Below are 22,473 nucleotides of genomic sequence, written 5' to 3' on the forward strand. Positions count from 1 at the left end.
AGGACGCAAAGGGATGGAACATCGCAAACGCATCAGGACCTTGGGTTCGCTGGCCTTGCTGGCTGTGGTCGGCAGCAGCGGCGCGCAGGCCGCCGAGGCCTTTTCCAGCGAATCGAAATGGATGACCGGCGATTGGGGCGGCACCCGTACCGAGCTGCTGGAAAAGGGCTACGACTTCACCCTCGACTATGTCGGCGAAGTGGCTGGCAACCTCAATGGCGGCTACAACGACGACAAGACCGCGCGCTACAGCGACCAGTTCGCCTTAGGCATGCACCTGGACCTGGAGAAGATCCTCGGCTGGGGCGATACCGAGTTCAAGCTGGCGATCACCGAGCGCAGCGGGCGCAATCTGTCCAATGACCGCATCAGCGACCCCCGTGCCGGGCAGTTCAGCTCGGTGCAGGAAGTGTGGGGGCGTGGCCAGACCTGGCGGCTGACCCAGATGTGGATCAAGCAGAAATACTTCGATGGCGCGCTGGATGTGAAATTCGGCCGCTTCGGTGAAGGCGAAGATTTCAACAGCTTCCCTTGCGACTTCCAGAACCTGGCGTTCTGCGGCTCGCAGGTTGGTAACTGGGTGGGTGGCATCTGGTACAACTGGCCGGTCAGTCAGTGGGCGCTGCGGGTCAAATACAACATTACCCCGGAGTTCTTCGTTCAGGTCGGCGCGTTCGAACAGAACCCCTCCAACCTTGAGACCGGTAATGGCTTCAAGCTCAGCGGCAGCGGCACCAAGGGCGCGATCCTGCCGGTGGAAATGGTCTGGTCGCCCAAGGTCAATGGCCTGCCTGGCGAATACCGGCTGGGCTACTACTACAGCACGGCCAAGGCTGACGACGTCTATGAGGATGTCAACGGCAACCCGCAGGGCATCACTGGCGAGGGCTTCAAGTCGCACTCCAGTAAGCACGGCTGGTGGGTGGTGGCGCAGCAGCAGGTCACTGCCCACGGTGGCGACGTCAATCGCGGGCTGAGTTTGTTTGCCAACTTCACCGTGCATGACAAGGCCACCAACGTGGTCGACAACTACCAGCAAGTCGGCCTGGTCTATAAAGGCGCCTTCGATGCCCGGCCCAAGGATGACATCGGTTTCGGTATTGCCCGGATTCATGTCAACGACGACGTCAAGAAGCGCGCCGAGCAGCTCAATGCCGGCAGCGGCATCAATGACTACGACAACCCAGGCTTCGTCCCGCTGCAGCGCACCGAGTACAACGCCGAGCTGTACTACGGCTTCCATGTCACCAATTGGCTGACGGTGCGGCCCAACCTGCAATACATCAAAAGCCCCGGCGGGGTCGATGAAGTGGATAACGCGCTGGTCGCAGGCCTGAAGATTCAGTCGTCATTCTAAGGAAAATTGTTGTAAATTTACGCCATCCATTCTTGGCTATCCCGCTACCACTGGTCATCAGTGGTAGCGCGGGTTAGGTCGAGACAGCGCTATCTCAAACAACAAGAGCTTTGGAACCATGCCTGAACATCCGCTACATCGCTTCTTTTCCACGCAACGGCCCAGGCCGACGTTCGAGTGGGAGCGTTACCAGCAGCGCGATGTGCTGATCATCGATCACCCCCGTTGCCAGGCCGTTTTCAGCCGCCAGGGCGCTCAATTGCTGCACTTTCAACCGGCCGGCGAGCGACCCTGGTTGTGGTGTGCCGAGCAGTGGCCGCAGGTCGGGGCGATTCGTGGCGGGGTGCCGGTGTGCTGGCCCTGGTATGGCCGCCATCCCAGCGAAGACCTGTGGCCGGCCCATGGCTGGGCACGCCTGCTCGACTGGAAGCTGGTAGATAGCTGCGAGGACGAGGAGGGCGTGACCCTCAAGTGGCGGCTGGACCTGTGCGATTGGCAGGTCGACCTGCACGCCCGGCTTGGCAATCGCATGGAGCTGAGCCTGAGCACCGAGCATCAGGACAGCGAACCTTGCCAGCTGAGCCATGCGCTGCTGGCCTATTGGCGTATCAGCAACGTTGCCGAGATAGCGCTATCTGGGCTGGAAGATATCGACGGCTACGACCGCTTGAATCGCCAGGCCTGCCGTGAGAACGGCGCGTTGAAGGTCAAGGGTGGGTGTCAGAAGGTCTATCCGGGCACGCCGCGGGTACAGCTGCATGACCCGGCCTGGCAGCGCGAGCTGTGCATCGATACCGGCGACAGCGACGACACGGTGGTCTGGCACCCCGGCAATCGCCCGCTGATGGGCGTCAGCGGGCGCGAGAGCCGGGGGTTTGTCTGCGTCGAAGCGGCCAGCGGCAGTGGCGAGGGCTTGAGTTTGGCGCCGGGGCAGCGCGCGCACCTGCGCTTGCAGGCGCACCGGCTCAATTGAGCTCGTCGTCCTCGATCGGATAGCGGCTGGCGTTGAGGCTTTCCTTGATCTTGCGCAGGTGCGGCTGGAAGTCGACGCCGCGGCGCAGGGTCATGCCGGTGGCGAGCACATCGAGCACGGTCAGCTGGATGATCCGTGAGGTCATCGGCATGTAGATGTCGGTGTCCTCCGGCAGTGGGATGTGCAGGCTCAGGCTACAGGCGTTGGCCAGTGGCGAGCCGGCAGCCGTCAGGCCGAGCACCGAGGCGCCGTTTTCGCGGGCCAGGCGCGCCACTTCGACCAGCTCGCGGGTACGCCCGGTGTAGGAAATGATCACGAACAGGTCGCCAGTATGGGCGACCGAGGCCAACATGCGCTGCATCAGCACATCGGCATGGGCCGACACCGCCAGGTTGAAGCGAAAGAACTTGTGCTGGGCGTCGAGGGCCACCGGGGCCGAGGCGCCCAGGCCGAAGAAGTGAATCTGGCGGGCCTGGATCATCATGTCCACGGCGCGGCTGATCTGTTGCGGGTCGAGCTGTTGGCAGGCACTGTCGAGCGAGGCAATGGCGCTGCCGAAGATCTTCTGGGTGTAGGCGGCCGGATCATCGTCCGCCTCCACCGCGCGGCTGACATAGGCGGCGCCACTGGCCAGGCTTTGCGCCAGTTGCAGCTTGAGCTCGGGGTAGCCGCTGACACCGAACGAGCGACAGAAACGGTTGACGGTCGGCTCGCTGACCTTGGCCGCCTGGGCCAAAGCGGCGATGCTGAAACGAGTCGCCTGTTGAGGGTTGAGCAGGATGACTTCGGCGACTTTGCGTTCGGCCTTGTTCAGCTCGTCGAGGCGTCCCTGGATCTGTTCCAGGAGGTTGCGCACGCGGTCCATGGTGTGTCCTTGGGTCGAGAAGACAGCCGGCTGGCGGGGCAGCAGGCTTTTTGCAGTGTTGTCTATCGTACTGTCGGTAGGGGTTGATCTACCACTTGTCTGTAACACTTGTCGGTAATGTTGTGGTTTTTACTACATTACCTCTTGAAAACTGCCGTTGAAAACGATATTCCTAGGCCAACTTTAGGAAAGAACCAACATCATGGCTGCGATCAGTGTTGAACCTTGCACCTTTGCCCTGTTTGGCGCCCTTGGCGACCTGGCACTGCGCAAGCTGTTCCCCGCGCTCTATCAGCTCGACCGCGCCGGCTTGCTGCATGCCGACTCGCGCCTGCTGGCGCTGGCCCGCGAGCCGGGCGATGGCGAGCAGCACGTGGCTAACATCGAAGCCCATCTGCGCCGCTACGTACCGGATGCCGACATCGAGGCGGCGGCGCTGGAGCGCTTCGTTGCCCGGCTGAGCTACCTGCACCTGGACTTCCTCCAGCCCGAGGGTTATCAGGCCCTGGCCGAGCAAGCGGCGGGCAGCCTGCCGCTGATCGCATATTTCGCCACGCCTGCAGCGGTCTATGGTGCGATCTGCGAGAACCTCGACAAAGCCGGGCTGGTCGAGCGCACCCGTGTGGTGCTGGAAAAGCCCATCGGTCACGATCTTGAGTCGTCGCGCCGGGTCAACGACGCGGTGGCGCGGTTCTTCCCGGAAAGCCGGGTTTATCGCATCGACCATTACCTGGGCAAGGAGACCGTGCAAAACCTGATTGCCCTGCGCTTTGCCAACAGCCTGTTCGAAACCCAGTGGAACCAGAATTCCATCAGTCACGTGGAGATCACCGTGGCCGAGAAGGTCGGCATCGAAGGCCGTTGGGGCTATTTCGACAAGGCCGGCCAGCTGCGCGACATGATCCAGAACCACCTGCTGCAGCTGCTCTGCCTGATCGCCATGGACCCGCCCAGTGACCTGTCCGCCGACAGCATCCGCGACGAGAAGGTCAAGGTGCTCAAGGCCCTGGCGCCGATCACGGGTGAAGGCCTGAGCACCGCCGTGGTGCGTGGCCAGTACATTGCCGGCTACAGCGATGGCAAGCCGGTGCCCGGCTACCTGGAAGAAGACAACGCCAACGCCCAGAGCGACACCGAGACCTTTGTTGCCCTGCGCGCCGACATCCGCAATTGGCGCTGGTCGGGGGTGCCGTTCTATCTGCGCACCGGCAAGCGCATGCCGGGCAAGCTGTCGCAGATCGTCATCCACTTCAAGGAAACCCCGCACTACATCTTCGCCCCGGAACAGCGTTTGCAGATCGGTAACAAGCTGATCATCCGCCTGCAACCGGACGAGGGTATCTCGTTGCGGGTGATGACCAAGGAGCAGGGCCTGGACAAGGGCATGCAACTGCGCAGTGGCCCGCTGCAACTGAATTTCTCCGATACCTGGCGCAGTGCGCGAATTCCGGATGCCTACGAGCGGCTGCTGCTGGAAGTGATGCGCGGCAACCAGAACCTGTTCGTGCGCAAGGACGAGATCGAATATGCATGGAAATGGTGCGATCAGCTGATCGCCGGCTGGAAGAATGCCGGTGACGCTCCCAAGCCCTATGCGGCAGGTTCCTGGGGGCCAATGAGCTCGATTGCACTGATCACACGGGATGGGAGGGCGTGGTATGGCGATATCTGAATTGAAACTGCCAGGGGGGGTGAAAACCCATGCCCTGGCCGATTCCAAGGCTCTGGCCACGACGCTGGCCGGTGATGTTGCCGAGCGCTTGCGCCAGGCTATCGCTGGCAAAGGGCAGGCGTGTGTCGTGCTCTCTGGCGGGCGCAGCCCGGTGCCATTTCTTGAGCGATTGGCGAGCGAGAAGCTCGATTGGTCCAAGGTGACTGTGAGCCTGGCTGACGAGCGCTGGGTGCCGGTTGAGCACCCTGACAGCAACGCCGGCTTGCTGGCCCGCCACCTGTTCAAGGGCGAGGCGGCCAAGGCCCGCTTCATTGGCTTGTACCAGCAGGCGCCGAGCCTGGACGAGGCTGCCGAGCTTGCCGATCAGGCCCTGGCCGAGCTGCCGCCGATCGATGTGCTGGTGCTGGGCATGGGTGACGATGGCCATACCGCCTCGCTGTTCCCGGCCAGCCCGCTGTTGCGCCAAGGCCTGGGCAAGATCGGCGAGCGGCGGATTCTGCCCATGCTCGCCCCGAGCGTGCCGCACCAGCGCCTGTCGATGACCCGCGCGCTGTTGGCCAGCGCTGGCTTCATCGCGCTGGCGGTGCAAGGCGAAGGCAAGCTCGCTACCCTGCGCGCCGCGCTGGCCGCCGATGACACTACCGAAATGCCGATTCGCGCCTTTCTTCACGACCCCCTGGACATCTACTGGTGCCCATGAGCCAAGGATCCACTGTCATGACCACCCTTGAACGCCCACAGCCTTTGCTCTCGATGGCCGAGAAAACCGCACGGATCGACGAAATCTGTGAGCAGGCGCGCATCTTGCCGGTGATCACCATCGCCCGTGAGCAAGACATCCTGCCGCTGGCCGATGCCCTGGCCGCTGGCGGCATTCGCACGCTGGAAGTGACCCTGCGCTCGGCGCATGGCCTGAAGGCCATTCAAGTTCTGCGCGAGCAGCGTCCTGAGCTGTGCATTGGTGCAGGCACTGTGCTGGATCGCAGCATGTTCGCTGCGGTCGAGGCGGCCGGTGCCCAGTTCGTCGTCACGCCCGGCATCACCCCGGACATTCTCCAGGCCGGTGTCGAGAGCGATATCCCACTGTTGCCTGGGATCAGTACGCCGTCGGAGATCATGATGGGCTACGCCCTCGGTTACCGGCGCTTCAAGCTGTTCCCGGCGGAGATCAGCGGCGGTGTCGCGGCGATCAAGGCCTTTGGCGGGCCGTTTGGCGATATTCGCTTCTGCCCCACCGGTGGCGTGAATACCGCCAACGTGCGCAATTACATGGCCCTGGCCAATGTGATGTGCGTGGGTGGTACCTGGATGCTCGACAGCAGCTGGATCAAGAACGGCGATTGGGCGCGGATCACCGAGTGCAGCGCTGAGGCGATTGCGTTGCTCGACTGAAACGAATTCGTTGTGTGCTACACGGCTTATGGGGCGCTTGGTCGGCGCCCCTTTTTTTGTCTGCAGGTTTTGTGTTGGCTGTGCCGCCTCATCGCGGGGCAAGCCCGCTCCCACGCAAGATACCCTTTCACCCAACTGTTCGTGGGAGCGGGCTTGCCCCGCGATTGAGGCCGGTACTGCTCGCCTCAAGCAGTCAGGCTCACGCCACTTTGAACCGCCCCACCAACTGCTGCTGAAACTCCGCCAGGCGCGCCAGTTCCTGGCTGGTCACCGCCGTCTGCTGCGCCCCTGCGCTGACCTGGATGACCAGGTCGTTGATCTCGTTGACGTTGCGGCTGATGTCTTCGGATACCGCGCTCTGCTCCTCGGCCGCCGAAGCGATCTGGATGTTACGGTCATTGATGCTGGCCACGCCTTCGGCAATTTCCCCAAGCAGCTCGCCCGCTCGACCAATTCGCTCGGCGCCTGATTGGGCTTTGCCCAGGGTTTCCAGCATCGAGGCATTTGCGCGGTCCGAGCCTGCCTGCAGGTTGCTGATCATCTGCTGAATGTTGCCGGTCGATTCCTGGGTGCGTTGCGCCAAGGTGCGCACTTCAGTAGCGACTACGGCAAAGCCACGCCCATGATCGCCAGCACGCGCCGCTTCGATGGCGGCGTTGAGCGCGAGCAGGTTGGTCTGTTCGGCAATCCCGCGAATCACATCCAGCACCGAGGTGATGGCGTCGCTTTCATCCTTGAGCTCATCGATGATCGTCGCTGTCTGCTGCGCCTGGTTCGACAATTCGCGGATCAGTGCGATGGTCGTTTCGATCTCTGCGCGGCCTTGTTCGGTACTGGTGTGGATCTGCTGCGACAGGTTCGCGGCGTCATTGGTGCTGTGGGCGACGTCGCGCACCGTGGCGCTCATTTCGTTGATCGCAGTGGCCACCGACTCAGTGCTCTGGCGCTGCTGCTCGACGCTGCGGCTGGTTTGCAGGGTGACGGCGGACGACTGTTCTGCGGCGGTGGCAACCTGAGCGGTGGCATTACCGATTTCCTGAACGATTTCGGTGATCTGGTTGGCCATGCGGTTGAGGTTACTGGCGATCTGGCCGAACTCGTCCTTGCTGCGGTACTTGGCCCGGGCGCTCAGGTCGCGCTGGGCGAGGCTCTCCAGGGTGGCATTGATATCGCGCACGGCGCTGCCGATGCTGCGGATGATCAGCCACGACAACAGGGCCACGGCCACCAGGGCGATGAGGATACCGCCGAGGGTCAGCCACAAGGCGCGGGCGGCAGTGTGGCGTGCTTGTTCGGCCAGTTGACCGACGTTGGCCGCCAGGGCACGTTCGACTTCGCTCAGTTGGTCGATACGTTGGGTCGAAGTCTCGAACCAGGTTTCTGGCTTGACCCCCAGTGGCTGGCCCAAGGGTGTTTCAAAGGCCAGCTTCTGGATCCGAGCCACTTCCAGCGCTGCTGTGGTGCGCTGGCGCTCTTCGAATTGGCTCAGGCCTGTGGCAGTCGCTTTACGCCGGTAGCCATCGGTATAGGCGCTGAGTTCACCCAGGTTGCGGCTGAATCGTGAGAACAGGGTTTCATTGAAGCGGTCCTGGCTAAACACAATCCCCAGCAATGCCCGTTCGCGCCCGGCGCGTTCTTTGAGTTCGATGAATTGATTGAGTGCGCCCAAGGCATGGACCACAGCGGTATCGCTGACGCGACTTTCCAGAAGTTGGGTATAACCGATCAACTGTTGGATCATGCCGGTATAGCGGGCGCCGGACTCATTACTGTCGATGGCCAAACTATCGATTTGCCCGCGGGTTTCTTTCAAGCGGGCAATCGCTTCGAGGAAGGTATTGTGATCGTTGCCGGTTGCTGGCAATTCACGCAGGGCGGCGATGGCGCTGTCGCTATCGCCGCGCAAGGGGCCAAGGCGATCGCCCATGCTCTTGCCTTGGCTTCCGATGAATACGCCGCTGGCGCCACGCTCGCGCTGCAAGGTAGTTATCAACTGGCTCAGGCGCTCGACGGTGCTGCTGGCTGCGACGGTAGCTTGCATGTCGCGCAGGGTCTTGTAGTTCTCGGCGATATTCAGGCCGCAAAGCATCAGGAAGCCCAGGAGAGGGAATAGTACGATCAACAACAGCTTCAGACGAAGCGGCGCATTATTCAGCATTGCTTCAGGCCTCATGTGGGTAGGGCAGTTTCAGGTTCACATGTGTGCAATGCTGTTGTTGTTTGGTGGCACACGGCCATTATTGTATGTTGTTTGCTGCATATTTCGAAAGATTTATCGCGACATGTTTTGGCTAATTAAAATGCACTAAAGAGGTTCAATAAACAGAGTGTTGATCCATGTCAGTGCATGGGTTTATTTATTAAAGCGCATGTAATAAAAAAGCCCGTATCCAGGGATACGGGCTTTTTCGCTAGAGCAGGCTGATTAGGCGGCTTTTGCTTCCTGTTGGCTCAGCGAACGGTTCAGCGCGCTGAACAGTGCCTTGAAGCTGGCAGTGGTGATGTTCTCATCGATCCCCACACCATGCACCGGACGGCCACCGGCCACGCGCAGTTCGATGTAGGCCGCCGCCTTGGCGTTGGTCCCGGCACCGATGGCGTGCTCGTTGTAGTCCATGATCTCCACTGCAATCGGCAGGCCGGCGACCAATGCCTCCAGGGCGCCGTTGCCCTTGCCGCGCCAGTGCAAGGTGGTTTCGCCTTCACCGGCGACTTCCACTTCCACAGCACTATGACCGTTCTCTTCCTGCAGGCGATGGCTGACCAGCGCGTAAGGCGAGTTGGCTTGCAGGTACTCTTTGTGCAGCAAGCCGTGGATTTGCTGGGCAGTCATTTCCAGGCCGAGGCGGTCGGTCTCGCCCTGAACCACCTGGCTGAATTCGATCTGCATGCGGCGCGGCAGGCTGATGCCGTACTCCTGCTCGAGCAGGTAGGTGATGCCGCCTTTGCCCGACTGGCTGTTGACGCGGATCACCGCCTCGTAGCTGCGGCCGATGTCGGCCGGGTCGATCGGCAGGTACGGCACTTCCCACAGTTCGCCTTCCTGCTGCTTGGCGAAGCCTTTGCGGATGGCATCCTGGTGCGATCCGGAGAACGCGGTGTGGACCAGGTCGCCGACATACGGATGACGTGGATGCACCGGCAGCTGGTTGCATTCTTCAACCACCTTGCGCACGCCGTCGATATCGGAGAAGTCCAGTTTGGAGTCGATGCCCTGGGTGTACAGGTTCAGGGCCAAGGTCACCAGGTCGACGTTGCCGGTCCGTTCGCCATTGCCGAACAGGCAGCCTTCGGCGCGGTCGGCACCGGCCATCAGGCCCAGCTCGGTCGCCGCGATGCCGGTGCCACGGTCGTTGTGGCAGTGCAGGCTGATAATCACGCTGTCACGGCGATTGATGTTGCGGCAGAACCATTCGATCTGGTCGGCGTAGACGTTCGGCGTGGCTACTTCCACGGTGGCTGGCAGGTTGAGGATGATCTTGTGCTCAGGGGTCGGGTTCCACACCTCGATGACCGCGTCGCAGACTTCCTTGGCGAACTCCAGCTCAGTGGCGCTGAAGGTCTCTGGCGAGTACTGGAAGGTCCAGTGGGTTTCCGGCTGCTGCGCGGCGTATTTGACGAACAGCTTGGCCGCGTTCACCGCGATGTCCTTCACGCCTTGCTTGTCTTGGTTGAAGACGATGCGGCGGAACGACGGGCTGGTGGCGTTGTACAGGTGAACGATGGCCTTCTTGGCGCCGCGCAGGGACTCGAAGGTCCGCGCGATCAAGTCTTCACGGGCCTGGGTCAGCACCTGGATGGTGGTGTCGTCAGGGATGTGGCCGCCTTCGATCAGGGTGCGCACGAAGTCGAAATCGGTCTGCGAGGCCGAAGGGAACGATGCCTCGATCTCCTTCACGCCCACTTGCACCAGGGTCTTCCAGAACCGCAGCTTCTTCTCCGCGTCCATCGGCTCGATCAGCGACTGGTTGCCATCACGCAGGTCCGAGCTGCACCAGATTGGCGCCTCGGTGATGGCCTTGGACGGCCAGGTGCGGTCGGGCAGATCGATGGTCGGGAAGGCGCGGTATTTCTTCGAAGGGTCTTTGAGCATGGTCATGGAAGTATTCCTTTAGTGTGCGGCCGAGATCGGGCCTGCCGAACGATAACGAGATGAAAAGGCGAGGCGACGCGATTCACCCTGGTAGTCGGGCACTGACCAGGCAGAGGCTGCGGTGTTGGCGGAGCAGAATGAGGGTGGTAGAGGTTTTCATGCCTTCAACCCTAACCACAGAGGTGAAGGATGGCAAGCCTTCGAGAAAAATTGAGAGGAATGCTTAAAAAAAGCGGATTGGCGAGATTTTGTCGCGATATTTCTGGTTACGGTCGGTGCTGGTTGCGCGGTGTAATTGGATGGCGCAAGCCGCTGCTCGGCCTGCTGCTCGTCCTGCCCAGGCTCGGTCGAGCAGCGTTTTTATCCGCGCAAAGGGCAACGGGGTCTAGGGCTGGAATGCGCCAATGAAGATCGCCGGATCCACCCGCGCATCATTCAGGCTGACGTTCCAGTGCATGTGCGGCCCGGTGGCCCGGCCAGTGGAGCCCACTCGGCCAACCACTTCACCGCGGCGCAGCTGCTGCCCGGGCTGCACGTCGATCTTCGACATGTGGCAGAACATGCTGATGAAGCCCTGGCCATGGTCGACGAATACGGTCCGGCCATTGAAGAAGTAGTCACCCACCAGAATCACCTTGCCATTGGCCGGGGTCTTGATCGGGGTGCCTGCAGGGACGGCAAAGTCCAGGCCTGCATGCGGATTGCGTTCTTCGCCGTTGAAGAACCGACGCACACCGAACTTGCTCGACAGCGGCCCGCTAACCGGCTTGTCGAGGATCAGGTTGCTCGGCAGGTTAGGGCTGAAGCTGCGGTAGGCCTTGATCTGCTCGGCCAGCTCGCGGTCGATGCGCTTGAGGTCGGCCGGGTTCGGGTTGACCTGGCGTTTGTTCTTGAGGGTGATGTGCTGCTCGGGGTATTTCTTGCTGCCGACCGTGAAGGGCAGGCTGCGTGTGCCTTGGCTCAGGGTGGCCGTGCCGGGCTTTTGCGTCAGCGGGATGCCGACGATCGCCAGCCAGGCATCTTGCTCCTTGACCACCAGTACCGGCTTGCCGTCGAAACGAGCCTGCGGCGCACTGGCGCCAGGCCCCAGGTTGACCACGGCGACGCCGCCCGGTACTGGCTTGTTCAGCGTGCGGGTGATGTAGCTGGCCTGGGCAACGCTAGTAAGGAGCGCCAGGGAGAGGGCAAGCAGGGGAGCGAACAGGCGCGGCATGTGTCAGTCCAGTAGCGAGAGGGTGACCGGAGTCTGGTGGTTGTCTTCGACTCGCACCTGCAGTTCGCCCTCGTTCAGGCGGGCAGTCAGGCGTTGGCCGTTGCGGGTCTGGGCGGCGCTGCGGATGGCGTGGCCGCGGTCATCGAGCAGGATGCTGTAGCCGCGCGCCAGGGTCGCCAGGGGGCTGACCACTTGCAGGGTCTGCAACTGGGCCTGGAAGCGCTGGCGGCGATCCTTGAGCACTTCACGCATGGCCCGTGGCAGGCGCTCGGCGAGGCTGTCCAAGCGCTGGCTGAGCAGCTTCAGGGCACGTCCCGGATGCTGGGCCGACAGGCGCATGTCGAGCCGCCCCAGGCGCTCGTGGCGCTGCTTCATGGTGAGCATGAAGGCGCGGCGCAGGCGCATGTCCAGGTCGTCCAGGCGCTGGGCCTGTTGGCGTAGGCGTTCGCCTGGGTGGCGCAGGCGCCGGGCCAGGCCTTCGACGCGTAGGCGGTCGTGGCCCAGGCGGTTCTGCATACGTAGCAGCAGGCGGCGTTGCAGGCCATCCAGACGCAATTGCAGGCCGCTGTTGTCTGGGGCCAACAGCTCGGCGGCGGCCGAGGGCGTAGGGGCGCGCACGTCAGCGACGAAATCGCTGATCGACACGTCGGTCTCATGCCCTACGGCGCTGACGATGGGCGTGACGCAGGCGGCTATGGCGCGCGCTACGGCTTCTTCGTTGAAGCACCAGAGGTCTTCCAGCGAGCCGCCACCACGGGCCAGGATCAGCGCATCGAAACCCCGGCTGTCGGCCAGGCGCAGGGCGCGGACGATCTGGTTGATCGCCTCGCGGCCCTGTACTGCGGTGGGGATCAGGTTCAGCTCGACCTGCGGTGCGCGGCGGCGGAATACGCTGATGATGTCGCGGATCACCGCGCCGGTCGGCGAGGTAATGATGCCGATGCGCTGCGGATGGGCGGGCAGGGGCTTTTTGCCATCGGCGCTGAACAAGCCTTCGCCGCCGAGCTTTTCTTTCAACGCCTCGAACGCCAGGCGCAGCGCGCCATCACCGGCCGGTTCGACGGTGTCGAGAATCAGTTGGTAGTCGCCACGCCCTTCGAACAGCGACACCTTGCCACGCACCCGCACCGCCAGGCCATCGCGCAGTGCCTGGCGCACGCGGGCGGCGTTTTGCCGGAACAAGGCGCAGCGCACCTGGGCGCCGCTGTCCTTGAGGGTGAAATAGATGTGGCCGGATGCCGGGCGGGCCAGGTTGGAAATCTCGCCTTCTACCCAGACGTTGCGGAACACATCTTCGAGCAGCACGCGGGCGCGGCCGTTCAGTTGGCTGACGGTGAGGACCTCGCGGTCCAGGCCGAGTCGTTCGAAAGGGTCTTTGATCATGCCGGGCATGATAAAGGACAAGTCGTCCAGATGCACCGTACTGACGGGTGAATGGGCTTGAGCCCAGAAGCCTGGGGCTGCAAGGCAGCCCCAAAACCGAGTCGTGAAAAATTCATCCACGCATCGCTTGTAAAAACTTCCCCGCCAGATCACCAGGCTGCCGCCGACATGCCAGCGCTACCGTGCTGCTACACGCCTCCTGCAATGGCACAAAGGCTACCGAGGGCGGCGCAAGATCGCGCATGCACTCAGGCAATAACGCCACGCCAAACCCTGCCTGGATCAACTGCAGCTGGGTGGTCTTGCGCGAAACCACCTGCGCCGCCTGCGGAAAGAATCCCGCCTGCATGCACAGTGAGGCCGACAGATAGCTCAATCCGCCCCGCTGGCGATGCGGGATGGAAATGAACCGCTGATCGCGCAATTGCCCAAGTTGCACGCAGCTTGCCTCAGCCAATGGGTGATTGGCCGCGACCGCAAGCAGCAGCGGCTCGCTGAACAAGGGGTGAATCTCAACCCCCTCGTGCTGGCGCAGCACCGGTAACCGCAGCAGGCCGATTTCCAGGCGCCCCTGGGCAATATCCTCCAGCTGCGCTTCAGAGGACTGCTGGGCAATCTCCAGCGAAACGTTTGGGTTGTCTTCCAGGTATCCACCCAGGCGCTGCAGTAATCGACCCGTCAACGGCACCGTACTGGAATGATTGAGCCGCAGGCTGCCGCGCAGCCCTTGGCCAATTTCCTGGGCCAGGCGTTCGGCCTTGTTCAGGTCGGCCAACAGTTGCCGCGCACGGTCGAGAAACACCTGCCCGGCCGCCGTCAGCCGGGGCAGGCGCGCCGTGCGCTCGAACAACGGCGTAGCGAGCTGCTGCTCCAGCTCCTTGATCTGTCGGCTCAATGCCGACTGGGCGATGAAGAGTCGTTCGGCGGCAGCGCTAAAGCTGCCGCACTCGGCGATTTCCACGAAGTAGCGCAACTGGCGAATGGAAGTCATGCTTTTTCGAGATGAGTGAATGGAGAAAGCCATATTAGTCGGCATGGCTCGTGGCTGGCTAACCTTTGCCTGTCCTTTCTGGAAATCTGCACATGCTTGCCCAACTGCCTTTCTCTACCCTCGACTGGTTGCCGATCCTGCTGGGTGTCGGCGTCGCCTACATCGTCTTTGGCATCGCCGGCTTCGGTACGGCGTTGGTCGCCGGGCCGGTGTTGATTCACTTCATGCCGCTGGCGAAGATCATCCCGTTGTTGGTGCTGCTGGATTTCGTCGCTGCGTTCGGCAACTGGCTGCCGGCACGCAAGGCAGTGGCTCGGGATGAACTGCTGCGGCTGTTGCCGTTCATGGCGCTGGGTTGCACCTTGGGCGTGATCTTCTTGTTGCAGCTCAAGTCGGACTTTCTGCTGTTATTGATGGGCCTGTTCATCAGTCTCTATGCCGTCTACAGCCTGGCGGTGAAGGTGCGCCCAGCGCGTCTGCGCGGCCTTTGGGCGGCGCCCATGGGCACTGTCGGCGGGCTGTTCGGGGCGCTGTTTGGCAGTGGCGGTTTTCTGTATGCGATCTACCTCAATGCACGGCTTGAATCCAAGGAGCAGGCGCGGGCGACGCAGAGTGCGTTGATCAGTTGCAGCACGGTGGTACGCCTGTCGTTGTTCCTGATCGCCGGGGTGTACGCCGATAGCCGCTTGTTGTTGCTCGCCGCCTGTTTGTTGCCGGTGATGTTCATCGGGCTGTGGCTCGGGCGGCGGCTAACCCTGAAATTATCGCGTGATGCTTTCGTGCGTCTGGTCACCTGGCTGGTGCTGGCCAGCGGCCTGGCGTTGATTGGTCGCTACCTGAGCGGCTGAGCAGGCGGTAGAATTGCAGCATTACCGAAGTCCCCAGGCCCGCCTTGTTCATGAACACCCAGAGCATCATCGTTCCCAAACTGTCCACTGTGCCGGTGCATGAAGCCCGCGCCCGAGCGATCCTGCGCTGGCTGGTACGCGAGAAAATCGTCGAAGAGCAACTGAGCACCTGCGGTCGCACCGGCAACCGCATGGGCTATGCCCTGGCCGCAGGTGCCCGAAAGATCGCCCTGCACCCAGAAAAGCTGCCCTTCGATCAGCCGGTCAATGGCCTGGAAGTGATGCTCAAGCGCTGCATCTATACCCCCCTCGAAGGCTTTCTCGAGGAGGCCGGTTGCCCGGAGTGCCGACGTGAAGTCGGCGAGCCGTTGTTCGAGAGCCTGGAGGAGTGGATGCCGGCGGTGAGCGACAACTTCACCTGCCCGCTGTGCGGTTTCGAAGATGACATCAATGGCTTCCTGTTCCTCCAGCCATGTGCCTTTTCCAACCTGGGATTCATCTTCAACAACTGGGGCCAGGCCGGTTTTACCCCGGCCTTCCTCGACGCCTTCGCCGACTGGCTCGACCAGAAGGTGGCGGTTGTGCAGGTAAAACTGCCATAACCCTGACCGAAGGCCCTTATTTTGCATTGAGTGGCGCGCCGTGCATGAGTATAATGGCGCGCTTCCATTTTTCCCGCCCGGGAGCCCCCGCGATGCTGCGTATCAGCCAAGAAGCCCTGACCTTCGACGATATCCTCCTTGTACCTGGTTATTCTGAGGTACTGCCTAATGAAGTCAGTCTCAAGACCCGTTTGACCCGTGGCATCGAACTGAATATTCCGCTGGTCTCCGCTGCCATGGACACCGTCACCGAAGCGCGCCTGGCCATCGCCATGGCCCAGGAAGGCGGCATCGGCATCATCCACAAGAACATGACCATCGAGCAACAGGCCGGCGAAGTACGCAAGGTCAAGAAGTTCGAGGCTGGCGTGGTCAAGGACCCGATCACCATCGACGCCGACGCCACTGTGCGTGACCTGTTCGACCTGACTCGCCTGAACAACATCTCCGGTGTTCCGGTGCTGGAGAACGGCGACCTGGTCGGTATCGTCACTTCCCGTGACGTGCGCTTCGAGACCCGTCTGGACGCCAAGGTGCGTGATGTGATGACGCCTAAAGAGCGTCTGGTCACTGTCCGCGAAGGCGCCGACAAGAACGAAGTGCGCGAGCTGCTGCACAAGCATCGCCTCGAGAAAGTGCTGATCGTCGACGACAAGTTCAGCCTCAAGGGCATGATGACCGTCAAGGACATCGAGAAGGCCAAGGCCTACCCGCTGGCGAGCAAGGACGACCAAGGTCGCCTGCGCGTCGGCGCTGCCGTCGGTACCGGCAAGGATACCGGCGAGCGCGTAGCCGCCCTGGTGGCTGCTGGCGTCGACGTGGTGGTGGTGGATACCGCTCACGGTCACTCCAAAGGTGTGATCGATCGCGTTCGCTGGGTCAAGGAGACCTACCCGCAAGTCCAGGTCATCGGTGGCAACATCGCCACCGGCGCTGCGGCCAAGGCCCTGGCAGAAGCCGGCGCTGACGCGGTCAAGGTCGGTATCGGCCCAGGCTCGATCTGCACCACCCGTATCGTTGCTGGCGTCGGCGTGCCGCAAATCAGCGCCATCGCCAACGTCGCTGCTGCGCTTGAAGGCACGGGTGTGCCACTGATCGCCGACGGCGGTATCCGCTTCTCCGGTGACCTGTCCAAGGCCATCGTCGCTGGCGCCTCGTGCGTGATGATGGGTTCGATGTTCGCCGGTACCGAAGAAGCGCCGGGCGAAGTCGAGCTGTTCCAGGGCCGCTCGTACAAGGCTTACCGTGGCATGGGTTCGCTGGGTGCCATGGCGCAGGCGCAGGGCTCCTCGGACCGTTACTTCCAGGACTCCTCGGCCGGTGCCGAGAAGCTGGTGCCGGAAGGTATCGAAGGCCGTGTGCCGTACAAGGGCGCGCTGGCTGCGATCATCCACCAGCTGATGGGCGGCCTGCGTTCGTCCATGGGCTACACCGGCAGCGCGACCATCGAAGAGATGCGCACCAAGCCTGAGTTCGTACGCATCACTGGAGCCGGCATGGCCGAGTCCCACGTGCATGACGTGCAGATCACCAAGGAAGCGCCAAACTACCGCGTAGGTTGAGGCTTCCAGCATCACTAGCAAGCGGGGCTGTTACGACAGCCCCGTGTCGTTTCCGATTTCCACTGACGAGATTGAGTCATGGCCCTCGACATTCACGCTCACCGCATCCTGATCCTCGATTTCGGTTCCCAGTACACCCAGCTGATCGCCCGCCGCGTGCGCGAGATCGGTGTCTACTGCGAACTGCACCCGTTCGACATGGACGATGAAGCGATCCGCGAATTCAACCCGCGCGGCATCATCCTCGCTGGCGGCCCAGAGTCTGTCCACGAAGCCAACAGCCCACGTGCCCCGCAAGCGGTCTTCGATCTCAACGTACCGGTGCTGGGCATTTGCTACGGCATGCAGACCATGGCCGAGCAAATGGGCGGCAAGGTCGAAGGTTCCGAGCTGCGCGAATTCGGCTATGCCCGGGTTGACGTAGTCGGCAAGAGCCGCCTGCTCGACGGCATCGAAGACCACATCGACGATGACGGCGTATTCGGCCTGGACGTGTGGATGAGCCACGGTGACAAAGTCACCAAGATGCCAGAGAACTTCCACGTGCTGGCCAGCACGCCAAGCTGCCCGATCGCCGGCATGTTCGACGATGCGCGTGGCTACTACGGCGTGCAGTTCCACCCCGAAGTGACCCACACCAAGCAGGGCGGGCGCATCCTGTCGCGCTTCATCCTCGACATCTGCGGCTGTGAAGCGCTGTGGACGGCCTCTAACATCGTTGAAGACGCCATTGCCCAGGTGCGTGAGCAGGTGGGTTCGGCCAACGTCTTGCTCGGCCTGTCCGGCGGCGTCGACTCCTCGGTGGTTGCCGCGCTGCTGCACCGCGCCATCGGCGACCAGCTGACCTGCGTATTCGTCGACAACGGCCTGCTGCGCCTGCACGAAGGCGAGCAGGTGATGGCCATGTTCGCCGAGAACATGGGCGTCAAGGTAATCCGCGCCAACGCTGAAGCGCAGTTCCTGGGTAACCTGGCTGGCGAGGCGGATCCAGAGAAGAAGCGCAAGATCATTGGCCGCACCTTCATCGACGTGTTCGATGCCGAAGCCAGCAAGCTGGAGAACATCCAGTTCCTCGCCCAGGGCACCATCTACCCGGACGTGATCGAGTCGGCAGGCGCCAAGAGCGGCAAGGCTCACGTGATCAAGTCGCACCATAACGTCGGTGGCCTGCCGGAGGAGATGAACCTCAAGCTGGTCGAGCCGCTGCGCGAACTGTTCAAGGACGAAGTACGCAAGATCGGCCTCGAGCTGGGCCTGCCGTACGACATGGTCTACCGTCACCCGTTCCCTGGCCCAGGCCTGGGCGTGCGTATCCTCGGTGAAGTGAAGAAGGAATACGCCGACCTGCTGCGTCGCGCTGACCACATCTTCATCGAAGAGCTGCGCAAGGCTGACTGGTACCACAAGACCAGCCAGGCCTTCGTGGTGTTCCAGCCGGTCAAGTCGGTGGGTGTGGTGGGTGATGGCCGTCGCTACGCCTGGGTGGTTGCCCTGCGTGCGGTCGAGACCGTGGACTTCATGACCGCTCGTTGGGCGCACCTGCCGTACGAGCTGCTGGAGACCGTCAGCGGCCGCATCATCAACGAGATCGAAGGCATCTCGCGCGTGACCTACGACGTATCGAGCAAGCCGCCTGCCACCATCGAGTGGGAGTGAGTTGAGCCACAGGGGCGCCGCGAGGCGCCCTTGTTGTTTGTGTTGTTCTGAGTTTCGTCCCTGTGCTTGATCCGTGACGGCGATTGACCTGCCGCGACAACACTTCACTTAATCTTTCTCACTTGCAGGTGTATCGTATTCGCCCTTCATCGCCGGCCACTGCTGGCAGACTGATTGCGCATAAGAGGTACCTGCACCGATGTCCTTTACCCGTCGACAAATGCTCAAGGGCCTGACCGGCCTGGTCGTGGTTGGCCTGGGCGCTGGAGGCGCAGCGCGCTATTGGCTGGGCAAGGTCGAGGACGAGAATGCCGGACATGACTACGAGCTGATCGCCGCGCCGCTCGAGGTCGAGCTGGTACCTGGCTTCAAGAGCGAGGCCTGGGCGTTCGGTCCGTCGGTGCCGGGTACCGAATTGCGTGTACGCCAGGGCACCTGGCTTCGGGTACGGTTCATCAACCACCTGCCGGTGGAAACCACCATTCACTGGCATGGCATCCGCCTGCCGCTGGAAATGGACGGTGTGCCCTATGTGTCGCAACTGCCGGTCAAGCCGGGCGAGTTCTTCGACTACAAGTTCCGCGTGCCGGATGCTGGCAGCTATTGGTACCACCCGCACGTCGCCAGCTCCGAAGAGCTTGGTCGCGGCCTGGTCGGGCCGTTGATCGTCGAGGAGCGCGAGCCCACCGGATTTGTTCACGAGCGGACCTTGAGCCTGAAGACCTGGCACGTGGACGAGCAGGGCGGCTGGATGCCCTTTAGCGTACCGCGTGAGGCAGCGCGCAACGGCACGGCGGGGCGGTTGATCACCATCAATGGCCAGGCCGGGTCAGTCACTGAGCTGCCTGCCGGCCAAGTGGTTCGGGTACGCCTGCTGAACCTGGATAACACCTGGACCTACCGGATCAACCTGCGCGGCAACTGCGAGGCGATGATCTATGCGCTGGACGGCAACCCGATCACCCCGCGGCCGCTGAAGAAAGACTATTGGCTGGGTCCGGGCATGCGCATCTGCCTGGCCATCCGTATTCCTGAGGCGGGTGAAGAAATCTCCTTGCGTGATGGTTTCGTTCGCCTGGGCACCCTGCGTTCAGTGGCGAGTGCCGAGGCGCCGGGTGAATGGCCGCCCGCCTTGCCGGCCAACCCTATTGCCGAGCCGGACCTGGAAAATGCCGAGAAGCTCAACTTCAATTTCGAGTGGGCTGGCAAGGTGTCGGTCGGCACCGAGAACGGCAAGCCGCCGAGCCTGTGGCAGATCAACGGCCAGGCCTGGGACATTACCGACAAGACCTGCGCCGAGCGGCCGATTGCCACGTTGCAGAAGGGCAAGAGCTACATCTTCGAACTGAAGAACATGACCCAGTACCAGCACCCGATTCACCTGCATGGCATGACTTTCAAGGTGATCGGCTCCAATCGCCACAAGATCACCGAGCCGTGGTTCACCGACACTTACCTGCTGGGCAAGAACGAACGTGCGCAGATCGCATTGGTGGCCGATAACCCGGGCACCTGGATGTTCCACTGCCATGTCATCGACCACATGGAAACCGGCCTGATGGCCGCGATTGCGGTGGTCTGATGCGCCCGCAGATCATCGATCGCAGCCGTGATCAGGAATTCATGCGTCTGGCCCTGCAACTGGCTGCCGAGGGCGCGGCGTGGGGTGAGGTGCCGGTGGGCGCAGTGCTGGTGCAACACGGCCAGGTCATCGGCAGCGGCTTCAATCGGCCGATTATCGATAGCGACCCCAGTGCCCATGCCGAGATGGTCGCGATTCGCGCGGCAGCCACGGCGGCCAGCAACTATCGACTGCCTGGCAGCACGCTGTACGTGACCCTGGAGCCGTGCAGCATGTGTGCGGGCCTAATCGTCCATTCGCGGGTGATGCGGGTGGTGTATGGCGCGCTGGAACCCAAGGCGGGAATCGTGCAGAGCCAGGGGCAGTTCTTTACCCAGGGCTTTCTCAATCATCGGGTGATGTTCGAGGGTGGGGTGCTGGCCGAGGAGTGCGGGCAGATCTTGAGCGAGTTCTTCAAGGCGCGCCGGGCGAAGGTGTAAGAGGCTACGGTGATCGAGGTTGTGCCGGCCCTATCGCGGGGTAGCGGCCACACAACCGCTGCGCCTCACATCGGCGGTGACTGTTCCGCCGGCTTGTCCTTGTTGACCCCAGGCACATGCAAGCTGCCCTCGGCTACCTGGCCTTCAAGCTGCGGCTGGGTCACCCAGGTCAGGATGTCGTAGTAACGGCGAATGTTGGCCACGAAGTGCACCGGCTCGCCACCGCGGGCATAGCCATATTTGGTCTTGCTGTACCACTGTTTCTGCGACAGGCGCGGAAGCATCTTCTTCACGTCCAGCCACTTGTTCGGGTTGAGCTTTTCGCGCTTGGCCAGGGTGCGCGCATCTTCCAGGTGGCCGCTGCCGACGTTGTAGGCGGCCAGGGCGAACCAGGTGCGGTCCGGCTCCTTGATGCTGTCGTCGAGCTGTTCCTTGACCAGCATGAAGTACTTGGCGCCACCGGTAATGCTCTGCTTGGGGTCCAGGCGGTTGGACACGCCCATCGCCTGGGCGGTGCGCTGGGTCAGCATCATCAGGCCGCGTACGCCAGTCTTGGAGGTGACTTCCGGCTGCCACATCGACTCCTGGTAGCCAATCGCCGCGAGCAGGCGCCAGTCGACCTCTTCGACCTTGGCCGAGGCCTTGAAGTGTTTCTCATACTTGGGCAGGCGTTGCTGCAAATGCTGGGCGAAGGTATAGGCGCCGACATAGCCGAGAACGTCGACATGGCCGTAATAGCGGTCTTTCAGGCGTTGCAGGGTGCCGTTCTTCTCGGCCTTGTCGAGAAACTCGTTGACCTCGTTGAGCAGGCTGTTGTCTTCACCGGCAGCCACTGCCCAACGCTGATCGCGGCTGTCGCCCAGGTCGAAGGCCACGCGCACGTTGGGGAAATAGACCTGGTTCATCGCCAGCTCGTTGGAGTCCACCAGGGTCAGGTCGATCTGACCCTCATCGACCATACGCAGCAGGTCGACCACCTCGACCGCGTCGGACTCTTCATATTCCAGCGTGGGAAACTGCTTTTTCAGCGCCGCCAGCTGTTCGGCATGGCTGCTGCCCTTGAGCACCATGATCTTTTTGCCGACCAGGCCCTTGGCTTGAGTCGGGCGCGAGCGGCCATTGCGGTAGATGACCTGTGGGGTGACTTCCAGGTAGGGGTGGGAGAACTTCGCCTGGGTGTTGCGTTTTTCACTGCTGACCAGGCCAGCGGCGGCCAGCACCGGGCCTGAGGGTTTGCCCAGTTGATCGAACAACTGGTCGAGATTGTCGGCGGTCTCGATCTCAAGCTTGACCCCCAGGTCATCGGCAAAGCGCTTGACCAGTTCGTATTCGAAGCCGGTTTCGCCGTTGCGGTCCTGGAAGTAGGTGGCCGGGCTGTTGCGGGTTATCACGCGCAGCACGCCGTCCTCCTTGACGCGTTCGAGGGTGCTGGGTTTTTCAACGCAGGCACCGAGCATCAGGAAGAGTCCGGTTGCGAAGAGCCATTTGGCGCAACGCTGGCGCAAAGCAGTGTGGGCGAACATAGGTTGCAGTATACGCAAAGGGCAGCCCGCGCCATATCTCGACAATAGCTGGCTGGTCTGCTAGCGGTTTCAGCCTGATCTCGGCTCGCGGAGCCCATGGGGGCGGGTTCACCGGCGTAGGCGGCGGCCAATGCATTGACCCATTCTCAGCCAAACCCGCTCCCACAGGGGCCGCGTGCACGTTCGATCAAGAGGTGGTTTTTCTGACCCCGAAGTCCGGTTCGGCCGCCCGGCAGCATTGGCTTAGAGCGGGTGCCGAAACGCGTGAAATTACGCTAGAAT

The 22,473-nt window shown here is 62.2% G+C and carries 18 protein-coding genes and 1 pseudogene; 11 read left to right on the plus strand and 8 right to left on the minus strand.

Annotation, left to right across the window (positions count from 1 at the left end):
- Positions 1 to 13 precede the first annotated feature (13 nt).
- Together OIU19_RS23470 and OIU19_RS23475 are read left to right on the plus strand one after the other, a co-directional pair.
- Positions 14 to 1,357: a carbohydrate porin gene (locus tag OIU19_RS23470; protein ID WP_264237009.1), complete on the plus strand. Its 1,344-nt coding sequence runs from the start codon at positions 14 to 16 to the stop codon at positions 1,355 to 1,357.
- 118 nt (positions 1,358 to 1,475) lie between these two features.
- Positions 1,476 to 2,330: a D-hexose-6-phosphate mutarotase gene (locus OIU19_RS23475; protein WP_264237010.1), complete on the plus strand. Its 855-nt coding sequence runs from the start codon at positions 1,476 to 1,478 to the stop codon at positions 2,328 to 2,330.
- On the opposite strand, the gene hexR is transcribed toward OIU19_RS23475, so the two are convergent.
- A complete protein-coding gene (gene hexR / locus OIU19_RS23480) occupies positions 2,323 to 3,186 on the minus strand; it encodes a DNA-binding transcriptional regulator HexR (protein ID WP_186556454.1) in 864 nt (287 codons plus the stop codon). The genes OIU19_RS23475 and hexR overlap by 8 nt on opposite strands.
- Positions 3,187 to 3,397: 211 nt before the next feature.
- On the opposite strand from hexR, the gene zwf reads away from it, so the two are divergent.
- Genes zwf through OIU19_RS23495 form a run of 3 tightly spaced genes read left to right on the plus strand, consistent with a single transcriptional unit; the run spans position 3,398 to position 6,259 of the window.
- Positions 3,398 to 4,867, plus strand: a complete 1,470-nt coding sequence (zwf, locus tag OIU19_RS23485; protein ID WP_264237011.1) for a glucose-6-phosphate dehydrogenase — start codon at positions 3,398 to 3,400, stop codon at positions 4,865 to 4,867.
- The gene (gene pgl, locus OIU19_RS23490) at positions 4,854 to 5,567 is read left to right on the plus strand and encodes a 6-phosphogluconolactonase (RefSeq protein WP_264237012.1); all 714 of its coding nucleotides are present in this window, start codon (positions 4,854 to 4,856) and stop codon (positions 5,565 to 5,567) included. Before zwf ends, pgl begins: the two co-directional genes overlap by 14 nt.
- Positions 5,568 to 5,584: 17 nt before the next feature.
- A complete protein-coding gene (locus tag OIU19_RS23495; RefSeq protein WP_186556416.1) occupies positions 5,585 to 6,259 on the plus strand; it encodes a bifunctional 4-hydroxy-2-oxoglutarate aldolase/2-dehydro-3-deoxy-phosphogluconate aldolase in 675 nt (224 codons plus the stop codon).
- 199 nt (positions 6,260 to 6,458) lie between these two features.
- Here OIU19_RS23495 and OIU19_RS23500 read toward each other — a convergent pair whose 3' ends face one another.
- From OIU19_RS23500 to OIU19_RS23525, 6 genes and pseudogenes are all read right to left on the minus strand, one after another.
- Positions 6,459 to 7,325: a methyl-accepting chemotaxis protein gene (locus tag OIU19_RS23500; RefSeq protein ID WP_372353343.1), complete on the minus strand. Its 867-nt coding sequence runs from the start codon at positions 7,323 to 7,325 to the stop codon at positions 6,459 to 6,461.
- Positions 7,320 to 8,432: pseudogene (locus OIU19_RS23505) on the minus strand (nitrate- and nitrite sensing domain-containing protein); the annotation flags it as partial. The gene OIU19_RS23500 and the pseudogene OIU19_RS23505, both read right to left, overlap by 6 nt.
- A gap of 252 nt (positions 8,433 to 8,684) precedes the next feature.
- Positions 8,685 to 10,358 (minus strand): 2-isopropylmalate synthase, encoded by a 1,674-nt coding sequence (gene leuA / locus OIU19_RS23510; RefSeq protein ID WP_264237014.1) that lies wholly within the window; start codon positions 10,356 to 10,358, stop codon positions 8,685 to 8,687.
- A 379-nt stretch (positions 10,359 to 10,737) separates the two neighbouring features.
- A complete protein-coding gene (locus OIU19_RS23515) occupies positions 10,738 to 11,565 on the minus strand; it encodes a M23 family metallopeptidase (protein WP_264237015.1) in 828 nt (275 codons plus the stop codon).
- Between the two features lie 3 nt (positions 11,566 to 11,568).
- Positions 11,569 to 12,948 (minus strand): exodeoxyribonuclease VII large subunit, encoded by a 1,380-nt coding sequence (gene xseA / locus OIU19_RS23520; RefSeq protein ID WP_264237016.1) that lies wholly within the window; start codon positions 12,946 to 12,948, stop codon positions 11,569 to 11,571.
- A gap of 112 nt (positions 12,949 to 13,060) precedes the next feature.
- A complete protein-coding gene (locus OIU19_RS23525; RefSeq protein WP_264237017.1) occupies positions 13,061 to 13,939 on the minus strand; it encodes a LysR family transcriptional regulator in 879 nt (292 codons plus the stop codon).
- A gap of 92 nt (positions 13,940 to 14,031) precedes the next feature.
- Between OIU19_RS23525 and OIU19_RS23530 the strand changes: the two genes are divergently transcribed.
- From OIU19_RS23530 to tadA, 6 genes are all read left to right on the plus strand, one after another.
- Positions 14,032 to 14,787, plus strand: a complete 756-nt coding sequence (locus OIU19_RS23530; RefSeq protein ID WP_264237018.1) for a sulfite exporter TauE/SafE family protein — start codon at positions 14,032 to 14,034, stop codon at positions 14,785 to 14,787.
- A gap of 50 nt (positions 14,788 to 14,837) precedes the next feature.
- Positions 14,838 to 15,389, plus strand: a complete 552-nt coding sequence (locus OIU19_RS23535) for a sugar ABC transporter ATPase (RefSeq protein WP_264237019.1) — start codon at positions 14,838 to 14,840, stop codon at positions 15,387 to 15,389.
- Between the two features lie 92 nt (positions 15,390 to 15,481).
- On the plus strand, positions 15,482 to 16,951 hold the full coding sequence (gene guaB, locus OIU19_RS23540; protein WP_186556408.1) for an IMP dehydrogenase: 1,470 nt from the start codon (positions 15,482 to 15,484) through the stop codon (positions 16,949 to 16,951).
- 78 nt (positions 16,952 to 17,029) lie between these two features.
- Entirely contained in the window at positions 17,030 to 18,607 is a 1,578-nt protein-coding gene (gene guaA, locus OIU19_RS23545) for a glutamine-hydrolyzing GMP synthase (RefSeq protein WP_264237020.1), read from the plus strand.
- A 199-nt stretch (positions 18,608 to 18,806) separates the two neighbouring features.
- Positions 18,807 to 20,189, plus strand: coding sequence for a multicopper oxidase family protein (locus OIU19_RS23550; RefSeq protein WP_264237021.1), 1,383 nt, complete (start codon positions 18,807 to 18,809; stop codon positions 20,187 to 20,189).
- Entirely contained in the window at positions 20,189 to 20,668 is a 480-nt protein-coding gene (tadA, locus tag OIU19_RS23555) for a tRNA adenosine(34) deaminase TadA (protein WP_264237022.1), read from the plus strand. The genes OIU19_RS23550 and tadA overlap by 1 nt, the downstream gene beginning before the upstream one ends.
- Positions 20,669 to 20,733: 65 nt before the next feature.
- Here the strand turns inward: tadA and mltF are convergent, their stop codons facing one another.
- Positions 20,734 to 22,191: a membrane-bound lytic murein transglycosylase MltF gene (mltF, locus tag OIU19_RS23560; RefSeq protein ID WP_264237023.1), complete on the minus strand. Its 1,458-nt coding sequence runs from the start codon at positions 22,189 to 22,191 to the stop codon at positions 20,734 to 20,736.
- Positions 22,192 to 22,473: the final 282 nt, after the last annotated feature.

It is taken from the genome of Pseudomonas sp. BT-42-2, from assembly GCF_025847435.2.
GTDB classification, from domain to species: Bacteria; Pseudomonadota; Gammaproteobacteria; order Pseudomonadales; family Pseudomonadaceae; genus Aquipseudomonas; species Aquipseudomonas urmiensis.